The following is a 12,071-nucleotide window of genomic DNA, read 5'->3' on the forward strand; positions in this document are numbered from 1 at the left end:
GCGCCGAGCAATCCCGGGCACATCCCGCGCACCTCGAGCCAGGAGACACCCGACTGCTGACGAAGTGGCACGGCACCGGGCACAGGTGCTGACACAACGAGCCGTGCCAGACACACCGGCTTATAATGCGCGCGCATGGAACAGGACGGGTCGACCCTCAAGCCAAGCGGAATTTTGAATGACAAGAATGCCGCCGTGGAGCGAGTCCCGGGCCTGATGCGGCTGTTCGCCGCGGGGGCGGCGATGGCGGTGGCTCTGCCTCTCAAAAATGGAGAACTGGAGCTGGGGCGGGGCTCGCCTGCGTTGGGCGAGGCGCAGGACCCGCGGATGTCCCGCCGCCATGCGCGGATCCACTTCGACGGGCGGCGCTTCTGGGTCACCGATCTGGGCAGCCAGAATGGCACCTTCGTGGATGGAGAGCCCGTGCCCGCCAACACGCCCCGCGAGGTGCAGCGGGTCATCCGCATGGGGGACTCGCTCTTCGTGCCTGGCGCGGATGTGCATCCCCTGGAGCAGCGTGGCGTGGTGACGCGCGAGGGCTTCATCCGGGGCCCGGCCCTGCAGGGACTGCTCGACGAGGTCTCCCGCGCGGCCCGGCTCGGGTTCCCGCTGCACATCCACGGCGAGAGCGGCACGGGTAAGGAGGGCGTGGCGCGCGCGTTCCACGAGAACGGACCACGCGGCACGGGCCCCTTCGTGGCCGTCAACTGCGCGGCGATTCCCCAGAGCATCGCCGAGCGGCTGCTCTTCGGAGCCAAACGCGGCGCCTACTCGGGGGCCGATGCCGATGCTCCGGGCTATCTCCAGACGGCGGACGGCGGGACGATCTTCCTCGACGAGGTGGTGGAGCTGGACCTGGCGGTGCAGGCGAAGCTGCTGCGGGCGCTGGAAACCAAGGAGGTCCTCTCGCTCGGAGCGGCGAAACCGAAGCAGGTGGACATCCACATCTGCTCCGCGAGCAACCGGGACCTGCGCGCACTCGTGGCGGCGGGAAAACTGCGGGAGGATCTGTACTTCCGCATCGGCCGGCCGGAGGTGACGCTGCCGCCCCTGCGCCAACGCCCCGAGGAGATCGCCCTGCTGCTCCACCGCGAGGTGCGGCAGGTGGCGCCCCAACTGACACTGCATCTGTCTTTCGTGGAGGCATGTCTGATGCGGCCCTGGCCGGGCAACATCCGGGAGCTGCTCGTCGAGGCCCGCAGCGCCATCCAGGCAGCGCTCATGCAGGAGTCCCCGCGCGTGGAGGCCCGCCACCTGAGCCCGAGTGCCGGCACCGCGTTCGGCGCCACGGCGCCGGTCCCTGCCCCACCCTCTCCACCGCCAGAGCACCGGGAGCCCTCGAAGGAAGCGCTGTCGCGAGCGAAGCCGCTCGATACGGACGAGCGGACGCGCATCGAGGAAGCACTGCGACAGAACGGCGGCAATGTGGCCGCCACGGCCCGGGCGCTCGGCATGCACCGCACGCAGCTCCGGCGATTGCTCGAACGCCACGCCATCTCCGCTCCCGCCGACAACGAGCAGGAATAGGCGGGTTCGATTTCCGCCGCTGGTCACGGCCGGAAGCAGAGGAGCCCTTGCCTGCTTGCTCCCTGATTCCGGATTGCCACCCCCGCTCGCATCCTCCTGCGCAGTCCAAAAGAGGGGGTTCAGATGTCGATTCGTCTGATGTGGTGCGGTGTTCTCGTCATTGGCGCGGCACTCTGTGGCACGGGCTGCGCTCCCAGCGCCGAGGCCCAGCAAGAGTTGGGAATCCAGCAGCAGAATGCCGCGGGAGACTTCTGCGGTGGTTTCGCCGGCACCCCTTGTTCCGAGGGCTATGCCTGCATCGACAATCCCAGCGACAGTTGTGACCCGGACCAGGGCGGCGCCGATTGTGCGGGCACCTGTCAGAGGGAGACTCCCGCCGCCTGCACGGGTCAGGAACCGGGCCTCAAGTATGTCTCCCGCGACCCCGCCCAGTGTGCCCTCATCCGCTACACCTGCAAGGAGGGTTACGTCCCGTTCTCCAACGAGTGTGGTTGTGGCTGCCAGAAGCAGCCGCCGGCCTGTGACTACAACGACCCGAACCGCGACTACATCTCGAGGGATCCCGACGCGTGCGCCGCCATCACCTTCATCTGCGAGGGGAACACCCAGGGGTTCTTCGACCAGTGCGGCTGCGGCTGCGAGGTCATTCCGTAGCGCGTCCCAGGTCTGAAAACACAACCGGCGCGGCCGCCAGCAAAGGCGGCCGCGTCCTGGAAGTGAAGCACTCCCGCTAGAACAGGACGACCATGGCGCCCTCGGGGATCTTCTCGTAGAGGGCGGCGATGTCCGGTGTATGCATCACCACGCATCCCCAGGACAGCCGGCCGCCCGTCTCCTCCCGCGTCCAGGGCCCCACCCAACCGTGGAAGCCAATGCCGCTGCCCAGGCGCGTGGAGCTCTCGGTGGGTTTGCGCTCCGCCCACGCGCGGGCGATGCGGTCGCGCACCTCGCGGGTGATGAGTCCTTCCGCGAGGCCCCGATCCGCGTCCCACGTGTTGGGATAGTTCAGGCGGATCCAATGGCCGCCGTAGTACTCGGCATAGGGTCCCGTGAAGGTGCCCCGATGCTTCTGCACCACGTGGTACATGCCCATGGGCGTGCGGTTGTCCCCGCGGACCTGCTTGCGGCCCTCGGCCTGGCCAAAGCCCACCTCCACCCGAGCCATCTCCCGCCCCCGCGTGTACAGCCGCATGGCTTGGTCCGTGTGTGAGACGAGCAGCAGCACGGGCTCCTGGGCGGGTTGGGGCAAGCGCGCCCGCGCCTGGAGGAAGCTCCGGGCCTCGGTGTTCGACAAGCGTTTGCCCCCATGCAGCGTCACCGACAGCCGGCCCTTCGGGGCCACCCGCCCCAATCCCTGTCCGCGCTTGACCGTGTCACCCGGGCCCAGCTTCCGCTCCGCCAGCGGGGCGTACTCCGCGCGGATGCGCAGCAACTCGTGGTTTTCGTAGAAGAGATGCTCCAGCGTGAGCGATTGGGCCTTGGCATCCACCGCCACCACACGCCCGTGGGCCAGGGCGCGGACCTCGCTGCCCGCGGGTGCACGGGAGGGAGCCGGCAACGGATCGAATCCATCCGCGGGCGGTGTCGAGGGGTGGAGCCAGGCATCGAAAGCATCCACGGTCGGGGTGGCCTGGGCCCCCAGCGGCAGGAAGAGGCCCAGGGCCCACATCACGGCAAGGACGGGGAGCGGGGACGAGGACATGGAGGCAGCTCAAGGGGAGCAGCACGATCCACAGGACTGACGTAACCCAGTGTCGAGTGCCGCATCTGGCGGTTGTAAAAGACCTCAATGTACTCGACAGGCGCGGGGCTTACGCCCGGTTCTTGCTCCGGCCGAACGGATGTCCAGGCTGCGCCGACTCGACCGGTACCGCGCGCCGGACATTCGGCGCGCGGCTTGGGGCCGGAGGGTTCCCGCTGCCTCAGTACGGGTGCACAAACACACCCGCATGGCCGAAGCCGATGACGTCGGCACGACCATCACCGTTGACGTCCGCCACGGTGCGCGGGTGCTGCTCCACACGCCAGGTCTGGTTGTAGCCGAATTCCGCCAGCCTGCGTTGGAGCGGGGCGAAGCCTGTTCCCGTGGACAGCGCGACCGTCACGCCCCAATCGCTAAAACCGATGACGTCGGCACGGCCATCGCCGTTGACGTCCGCCACGGTGCGCGGGTGCTTCGCCACCCGCCAGGTCTGGTTGTAGCCAAAGTCCACCAGCCAGAGTTGGAGCGGGGCGAAGCCTGTTCCCGTGGACAACGCGACCGTCACGCCCCAATCGCTAAAGCCGATGACGTCGGCACGGCCATCACCGTTGACGTCCGCCACGGTGCGCAGGTGCTTCTCCACCCGCCAGGTCTGGTTGTAGCCGAAGTCCGCCAGCCAGAGTTGGAGCGGGGCGAAGCCTGTTCCCGTGGACAACGCGACCGCCACGCCCCAATCGCCAAAGCCGACGACATCGGCACGACCGTCGCCGTTGACGTCCGCCAGGGTGCGCGGGTGCTTCGCCACCCGCCAGGTCTGGTTGTAGCCGAAGTCCACCAGCCAGAGTTGGAGCGGGGCGAAGCCTGTTCCCGTGGACAACGCGACCGCCACGCCCCAATCGCCAAAGCCGACGACATCGGCACGACCGTCGCCGTTGACGTCCGCCAGGGTGCGCGGATGCAGATCCACGCGCCAGCCCTTGTCGTAGCCGAAGTCCGCCAGCCAGAACTGGGCGCTGGTGAACTGGCTTTCCGTGGACAACCCGACCCATACGCCCAAATGACCGAAGCCGACGACGTCCGCACGGCCATCCCCATTGACGTCCGCGACGGTGCGCGGGTGCTGCTCCACACGCCAGGTCTGGTCGTAGCCGAAGTCCCGGCTCCACAGGACATCACCATAGAGTTGGATGACGCCCGCGATATCGGTCGCGCTCAACTGCCCGTTCCCGCTCCAATTCGGGTTGCAGTAGTTCATCACCGAGTGGAGGTCCCAGGCGCCAATCATCAAGTTGCCGTTGGAGCCCTGGGCGGGCTCGGTGCAGGAAGAGGGCCGGTCCGGCCGATTCTGCTCGTGCGCGAAGCCGAGCGCATGGCCGAACTCATGCACCGCGATGGTCCGGATGCAGAACTCCCGATCGGACTGGCAGCTCGGGCTCCAGTTCACGAAGGTGAAATTGAGTTCCATGCCGTTGACGAAGCCGTCCAGTCGACTGCCGAGCTGCTTCACGTGCGGCCCCGTGTCCGCGATGCGGATGCGGATGCCGCGTGAGGCCGATGTGCACTCATCCCAACCGATGAAATCCACCCGCGAGACATTGCCCCACGTGCCCTCGGCCGCGTTCTGCACCCAGTCCCGCTCGGTGAGGTTCGCGTCAGACGGGTTCTCCCAGCAGACGCTGATGACCGGAGAACTCCAGAGCGAAGTGGTGTCGACGTAGAGCTCGCTCGCTTCGGACGCGAGGGACTGCCGCGGCTCGGCGCTGGTCAATGACTGCTCGCTGGGACCACATCCTGAGCCAAGGAGGGTTCCCGATACGGCAAGGAGGAACGGCAGGACGGAATAGGGGGTTGTTCTCTGCACTATGCTCTCGCTGTTGAGGGGGAAGGACTGTCCGGCCCCGGCGGGAACAAACCAAAAAACGGAACGAGCTGGACGAAAGCCTCGTGCCAAACCAACATCCACCTCCACGGCGCCTGGGGACTGGGACAGTTCGGCAGCGATTGGCCCCTGGTCCAGCGCATAAGAGGAATGGGGGAGCCGTGGCTGCTCGAGGCTCAACTCCACGCGGCGTTCCCCGTCGGAGTGGAGCCGCCTTCCCGACGAACGTGCTGGGAAGACGGCTCCGCCGCAATCCACGCCCCGAGCAGGCGGCCGGGACGGCTTCAGTCCGCGGTATACACGCGGGGCTGTTGACCTCCTCCCAGGTAGACGGCGTCGATCGGCCCGGACGCCTGGGTCCCGGTCGCCATCCTCGTCCAGCCACCATTCATGACGGCCGTCTGGTACAGGTTCCCCGCTTCGGCGGTGAACACCTGCGGCCACCCACCGCCCATGTTCAGTGCCGACAAAGCCGCGCCGGGCGCAATCGCGATACCCGTCGACATCGTCACCCACTGCGTGCTCGTGGCCCAGATCTGATGGAGCTGCCCGTTCAGCACGGTCATCACCTGAGGTGCGCTGCCCCCCATGTACACCGCCTCGAACGCATCGCCGACCGGCTGTCCGGTCGACCCGATGTGCCAGGCGCCGCCGCCGGTCCACACCTGATACAGCGTTCCACCCTGATTGATCATCGCCTGGATCGAATTGTCCGCCATCACCACAGCGGAGACCTTGCCCGTCGTGCTGATGCCGGTCCAACCCTTGTGCCACCCGTTCGAATCGCCCCAGACGTGCATGAGCCGGCCATCCTCCACCGCGAGGATCTGCGGCGACGCCTGCCCGACATGCACAGCGGACATGCTCGTGGCGTTCAATGCGAGCCCGGAGTTGAGGGTGACCCACCGTCCACCGTTCACGAACGTGTGCCAGAGGTAGCCGCCGGAACTGCTGAGGATGTCACCCCATCCCGTCCCCATGTTCACGGTCGTGAAGACACTCGAGAAGATCTGCTGCCCCGTGCTCATCTTCTGCCACGCGCCACCGTGTACCGCCGTCTCGTGAATCGTCCTGGCCGTGCTGGACTGGAGCCCGGGGAAGTCCATGGGGATCGGGTAACCCCTCGTCACCGTCTGGCCGCACGAATAACCCTGGTTCGCGATGTTCGCCCCGCTCCGCTTGAGCTCGAAATGCAGGTGCGCTCCGAATGAGTTTCCGGTGTTGCCAACGACGCCAATCGTCTGGCCTTTCGTCACGGTCTGGTTCAATGCGACGGCCGGAGCCTGCTGCATGTGCGCGTAGAGCGTCGTGTAACCGGACGCGTGTGTAATGATCACATAATTTCCATAGCCTGACGTGCCGAAGTTGACGACGCGAGTGGTGACAACCCCGTCGTACGCGGCCACGATGGGCGCGCCCGCCGGGCCCGCGATGTCGATTCCCATGTGCGTCGGCCTGGGGTCGGAGGGGCAGCCGCCAACGACATACGTGACCTTGCCCGAGGCCGGTTGGATCATCGCCGCGTAGTCGGCCCGGGCCGGCGACGCGCCGACGAGCGTTGTCGCGATGATCCCAAACACCGCCAGGGTCGCCATGAAGCGCCTACGTACCGCGGTGTCCCCGGCGAACCCGGCTTTGCTGGACCACGAATCATTGTCGATGACCAACACGCGCTCGAACACGACACCTCCAGGGGCCACGCGAAGAACACTGGCGAGGGGCAGCCCAGCGCCAACGCTCAAGCTAACACGGCTCAACGCGGCGGGTTGCCCTGATGGAGGCGGCGGGAATCGGCTCTTCACCGGCGACGGCTTCGAGGAGATGGAAGCCGCCTCCGTCCGCTGTCAGGCTCGGCGTCATGATCCATCCCACTCCCCGCTGGACGTTCACCTCCCGGTTCGGACTGAGGCAGTGGTACGGGCACGTGATCCTCCTGCCGGACAAGGTGTTGGGCCAGTGGTGGTGTGTGGAGCGCGCGAACGGGACGGTCCTCTGGGAGCGGACGTACCAACGGCCCAACACCATCGACGGCATCACCGGGGAGGTGATCGTGGCGAGCGAGACGCGCTCCGATGGCCCGTGGACGGCGGCGTACGGGTGCTATGGCTTGTCCCTGAAGACGGGCGAGCGGCTGTGGACGTCGCATCGGGAGGGGCTGTGGGGCTGGGTGATGGAACTGATCGACCTGGTCCCCGGAATCACGAATGAGTTCCGGGACACGGCGGTCCTCGTCAGGGGCGCGGAGTGCATCTGCGAGAGCGGCAGGGTCCTCGATGCGCGGACGGGCCGCCTGTTGCGGCGCATGCCCCGGGAGGACGTGGAGCGCCTGCGGTCCGAGGCTTCGGAGTCGCGGCCCTTCCTCCAGTACAAGGAAGAGCTCCCCCTGGCGGAGCAGGCCTTCGCGCGCGTGGCCACCGGCTTCGCGTCGGGCCCCTGGAACTTCTTCACCTACCGGTTCGCGGGCCCGTACCTCTACCTCGTCGTTTCCGAGGAGGGGACCTCCCGGCCCCACCCCCGTGAGCCGGGGGTCCACGTATCCCAGCGGGCGCACTTCCACCTGCTGACGCTCGATCGGGAGCGGGCGACCATCATCCAGGACCTCCGTGTGGGCGACGAGCCCCTCTCGGAGTGCCGCATCGAGGACCTGGATGAGAGGGGTCTGGCGCTCAGCCTGGATGGCACGGAGCTCCGGTACTACGAGCGGGTCTGAGCTCCCCGCGCGTGCTCACCCGCGTACTGCGTTACCAGAACTTCAGCTTCTTGACCGTCTTCTTCGTGCTCTTGTAGGCGCTATTGGCGGTGTTCTCGATGGTCTTGCCCGCCTTGTTCACTCCCTTGCTCACGTCGTTGGCGAGCGCCTTCGCCTCCTTCTCGCTCTTCTTGTAGACATCCCTGAAGACCTTGGCGGTGTCGCCAACCCCGTCCATGACGCCATCGGCGACGGCGTTGGCCCACTTCGTCGAGTCCTTGAAGACCTCGTTGAGCGCGTCCGCGCACTTCTTCTCGATGATGTTGGGCAGACGCGAGAACGTGTCGCCCGTCACCTCGACCTTGAACCTGCCGAGGTCCACGCGCTGGCCGGCGAACTGGAAGTTGGCCTCCAGCTCGAGCTCGGCGCCGCTGCCGTCGCCACCGCGGCCGGTGTTGCTCGCCCACTTCGCCCTCCCGGTGCTCTCGTAGATGACGAAGTTGCTGTCGGCCTGCAGCTTCATGAGCCCGAGGTTCGGGGTGTTGCTGCCGGTGGCCCAGATGGGACCCTGGGGCGCGTAGATGACGAGGTTGCCGTCGTTCTGGTACAGCAGCGTGTTGCCACCCTTGCCGCCGCTGTTCGAGGCCCAGATCCGGCCCCAGTTGGCGCCGTCGATGCGGTAGAGCACCAGATTGCCATCGGCCTCGAAGACGAGCCTGGCCACCTCGTTCGCGAGCACCGTGGAGCCCGGCGCCCAGCGCGTGTCCGGCGCGGCGCTCACGTCGTGGGCCCTGCCAGTGATGTCGAGGTCCACGTCCACCTCGATGTCGGTGTTGATCTTCGCCTTGCCCAGCGCGCCGAGGTCCACGGTGCCGACGCCGACCTTCACCTTGCCGCTGACGCCGAGTCCGGATTTGCCGAAGCGCGCATCCAGGTCGAACTTCACGCCCGGCATGAGGTTGCCCACGAGCTCGAAGTCGATCCCCTGCGTCGTCACGTTCGCGTAGAGGCCCCGCTTGACGCCGAGCAGCGTCAGGCTGCCGTTGATGTAGAAGTGCGGCGGCTGGAACTGCACGTCCTGCTGGCCGGGCTGGGAGTACGTCGCGGCGGAGATCCTCGGACCGCCGCCTCCCTGCAACGCGGCGATGGAGAAGAGCTTGTCATCGAGGAGCGAGATCTTGTCCATCTGCGCGTCGATGGCGATGCCCCGGCCCGGCACGACGTCGATGGTGGCCTCGGCGTCGAAGCCGCAGAACGAGATGGCCGCGTTCAGGTAGAAGGCCTGCCGGAACTTGATCGTCCCGATGCTGGTCTCCTGCGGGGCGAAGTAGAACTGTGGCGAAACGAGCACCCGGATGTCGTTGCCCTGCTTGTCCAGCTCGTAGTGCCGCATCTTCGTCAGGTCGGTGAGGTGCCACGAGGAGCCCTTGGACCTCGGCACCACCGCGAGCTGCTGTGACGACGACGGGATGGCCACCTTCGCCGCCTTGTCGAACGCGCTGGAGATCTTGTCGCACTCCAGCCCGTCGAGCTCGCCGGTGAGGTCACCCGGGAGGGTGAACTCGCGGGTGCCCTTGATGGCGACGCTCTCGAGCACCGCGTCCACCGGCGACTTCATTCCGCCGAGGAACACACCCGCCACGTCCTTGAAGGTGAGGCCACTGATGGAGCCAGCCACCAGGCTGTTGGCCGGGTTGGTCGAGTCGAAGAACACCGCCACCGAGGAGGAGAAGCTCTTCGTGTCGATGGTCGCGGCGACGCCGAGGCTGGGGATGCCGCCCCAGTTCACGCCGACCTGCAAGGCCACGTTGCTCAGCTTGAAGGGCCCGCAGTCCACCGCGGTGGCGCCCTTCATCGTCGCGGACATGAACGCGCCGCCGGAGACGAAGGCGGTGGTGACATCGAAGGTCTGCTGCTGCTTCTGGATCTTCGCGGTCAGCGAGCCGTTGAGGAAGAAGCTCGGCTTGCCGTTGCTGAGCATCACGCCGAGCTTGTAGTTGAACGGCAGGCCGTTGATCTTCGACTGTTGTGAGAGGAAGAGCTGCGAGTCCTTGGCCGGGTTGGCGCCCACGGCCACCGTCACCCGCTGCGTGCCACCGAGCCCCAGCAGCTTCATCACCAGGTTGTGCTGTTTGTCATTGGGGTCCAGCTGCCACTCGGCGAAGGCCATGAAGCCCTTGCTGACCCCGGTGGCGCCGGTGGGCAGTGACAGCTTTCCGGTGGAGAGCGCCGGCGTCTTGAACTGCGCCAGGTCCGGGAACTGGAACTTCGGGTTGTCGATGGACGAAACGATCAGCATCAGCTTCTGCAGCCTGACGACGTCCTCGATGGACTTGAGCGCGGAGAGGCCGGGGAGGCTGGAGAGCCTGGCCGCGCCGAGATCCATCCCCGCGGCGAAGCCCCACTTGCCAGCGGACCTGCTCGCCTCGAAGGCGAAGAGGCCCACCTTGTCCAGCGCGGCGGCGAGTTGGAGCACGTAGTCCTCGCCGCGCTTCTGCACGAGCGCGGAGGCGGAGGAGAACGTCAGGTCGAAGTCCGCTGGCATCTCGCCCACGAGATCGCAAATCTCGTTGATGAGGCCTCGCAGCTGGATGTCCTTGAAGTCCCCACGCAGGGCGAAGTTGGCGGGGATCTCGTAATTCATCGCCAGGCGGAGGTTCTTGCCGAGCGACGCCGTACCGGCGAAGGAGCCCGAGACCGGACCGGTCTTCGGAATCCTGAAGTCGAAGGACACGTCCCCGATGGTGATGCCATTGCGGCCCACCGGAAGGGTCCACGGATTGGGCTTGCCGGCCAGCTGCGTGGTCATCGAATAGGATCTGCCCGGCGAGATGCTGAGCCCCAGGTGGGTGACGGTGAGGTCACTCGGGGCGGGCACGCCCGGCACGTAACTCTTCATCAGTGACGCGAGCGGGATGGTCTGGTTGTCCATCCGCGCGTAGAGGGTGAACTCACCGAGGATGCTCTCGCCGATGATGGAGATGGGGACACCCTCGATCTTCACGGTGCCCATGACGGAGACCGCGGTGGCGGTGTTCTTGCCACCGAACGGATCGAGGATGCGGAAGCGGCAGGCGAGGTTCTCGACCACCAGCGTGTCGTCCCAGATCTTCCAGCGGAGCTTGGGCATGCCCACCGTCAGCACGATCGAGTCCACGGTAGGGGTGGTACCGCCGGTGGAGAGCGCCAGCCCGAGCTCCATCAGCTCCAGCTTCTCCAGCGCGTTCACCGCGTCCCTGAGGTCCGCCGGCAGCGCGGAGGCGAGGTTGCCGGTGCCGGCGATGTCCACCAACTGGCTCAGCTTGCCCAGCGTCACGCCGTTGCACCTGGCGGAGAGGAACGCGCGGGGCAGGCCCCACTCGAGGTTCGCGGCCAGGTCCAGCGAGATACCGGCGCTCGCGACGGAGAGCCGGCCGGTGTAGCCGTACCCGGGCTGGAACGAGGCGTTCGCATCCTGCCAGTCGGTGGACGGCGGGGTGTAGATGCGCAGCGCCGCGTCCTCGAAGGCGAGCTTGCCGATCTTGAAGTCCAGCGAGAGCGCCGCCTTCAGGTGGATGCCCGGAGCCTCCGGCCGATCCCACACGAGTTCCCGCGGGGCGAGGCCCCGCGTCTTGTCCATGAGCTTGGGAATCCGCACCGGCCCGTAGAGCACGAGCGGCTCGGCGCCGTTGATCGCGTACTCGAGCACGCCGGCCATGCCCTGAGGCCGCATCTTACCGAGCACGTTCACGCCGGGCTCGAGCGGGACACCGGAGTCCGGATCCTTCCGCACGTGGGTGGAGACCGCGCAATACGTGTCGAAGAGGTCCAGCGAATCCACGTACGGCTTCTGCTGGGCCGAGACGTCCACCGGGGCGTCATTGGTGGGGTACCCGGTCGCGTAGTTCCACACCGCGGGCAGCTTGGGGAAGCTGCGCGAGAACGTCCAGGCGGCGGGCCCCGGCATGCTGTCCCGCAGCTGGTAGCGGAGCAGCGCCTGCACGTTGCCCTCGCCATCCAGGGAGAAGCGGGCGGTGACGGGCAGGTCCGCGACGCCGAGGAAGGTCGACCGGCCGGTGATGACGACGGTGTTGTCGACACCATCACCCGGCCCCGGGGCGGCGTCCGAAATCACGATGGGCTGGCCCTGATACGGATCGTCCAGGAGCGCGTCCACGCTCGAGCCCAGGGCGGCGCGCGAGACGGTGAGCGTTCCACTGCTGGGGACGAGCGCGGCGCGCAGGTTTTCGAATTTCATCGGAGTTCACCTGAGGCTCGATGCGACAGAGCCTTGA

At 66.9% G+C, this 12,071-nt stretch carries 7 protein-coding genes; 3 read left to right on the plus strand and 4 right to left on the minus strand.

The window, feature by feature from the left end; all coding sequences use genetic code 11:
• The first annotated feature begins 195 nt into the window (after positions 1-195).
• Together BO221_RS43800 and BO221_RS43805 are read left to right on the plus strand one after the other, a co-directional pair.
• Positions 196-1,527: a sigma 54-interacting transcriptional regulator gene (locus tag BO221_RS43800; protein ID WP_233166529.1), complete on the plus strand. Its 1,332-nt coding sequence runs from the start codon at positions 196-198 to the stop codon at positions 1,525-1,527.
• Between the two features lie 123 nt (positions 1,528-1,650).
• Positions 1,651-2,181 (plus strand): hypothetical protein, encoded by a 531-nt coding sequence (locus tag BO221_RS43805; protein ID WP_143196031.1) that lies wholly within the window; start codon positions 1,651-1,653, stop codon positions 2,179-2,181.
• Between the two features lie 76 nt (positions 2,182-2,257).
• On the opposite strand, the gene BO221_RS43810 is transcribed toward BO221_RS43805, so the two are convergent.
• From BO221_RS43810 to BO221_RS43820, 3 genes are all read right to left on the minus strand, one after another.
• A complete protein-coding gene (locus tag BO221_RS43810; protein WP_073566884.1) occupies positions 2,258-3,229 on the minus strand; it encodes a L,D-transpeptidase family protein in 972 nt (323 codons plus the stop codon).
• A 220-nt stretch (positions 3,230-3,449) separates the two neighbouring features.
• Positions 3,450-4,997: an FG-GAP-like repeat-containing protein gene (locus BO221_RS43815; RefSeq protein ID WP_233166530.1), complete on the minus strand. Its 1,548-nt coding sequence runs from the start codon at positions 4,995-4,997 to the stop codon at positions 3,450-3,452.
• A 395-nt stretch (positions 4,998-5,392) separates the two neighbouring features.
• Positions 5,393-6,790: a M23 family metallopeptidase gene (locus BO221_RS43820; protein ID WP_073566886.1), complete on the minus strand. Its 1,398-nt coding sequence runs from the start codon at positions 6,788-6,790 to the stop codon at positions 5,393-5,395.
• Positions 6,791-6,966: 176 nt separating this feature from the next.
• Here BO221_RS43820 and BO221_RS43825 point away from each other — a divergent pair, with 176 nt between their 5' ends.
• A complete protein-coding gene (locus BO221_RS43825; RefSeq protein ID WP_073566887.1) occupies positions 6,967-7,818 on the plus strand; it encodes a hypothetical protein in 852 nt (283 codons plus the stop codon).
• 31 nt (positions 7,819-7,849) lie between these two features.
• Here the strand turns inward: BO221_RS43825 and BO221_RS43830 are convergent, their stop codons facing one another.
• On the minus strand, positions 7,850-12,034 hold the full coding sequence (locus BO221_RS43830) for a hypothetical protein (RefSeq protein ID WP_073566888.1): 4,185 nt from the start codon (positions 12,032-12,034) through the stop codon (positions 7,850-7,852).
• Positions 12,035-12,071: the final 37 nt, after the last annotated feature.

The sequence above is a fragment of the Archangium sp. Cb G35 genome, assembly GCF_001896145.1.
Lineage (GTDB): Bacteria > Myxococcota > Myxococcia > Myxococcales > Myxococcaceae > Archangium > Archangium violaceum.

What these genes read in the sequence shown, in the direction of transcription:
- BO221_RS43810 (WP_073566884.1), bottom strand. Translation starts at nt 3,229, where the DNA reads ATGTCCTCGTCCCCGCTCCCCGTCCTTGCCGTGATGTGGGCCCTGGGC.
- BO221_RS43805 (WP_143196031.1), top strand. Translation starts at nt 1,651, where the DNA reads ATGTCGATTCGTCTGATGTGGTGCGGTGTTCTCGTCATTGGCGCGGCA.
- BO221_RS43830 (WP_073566888.1), bottom strand. Translation starts at nt 12,034, where the DNA reads ATGAAATTCGAAAACCTGCGCGCCGCGCTCGTCCCCAGCAGTGGAACG.
- BO221_RS43825 (WP_073566887.1), top strand. Translation starts at nt 6,967, where the DNA reads ATGATCCATCCCACTCCCCGCTGGACGTTCACCTCCCGGTTCGGACTG.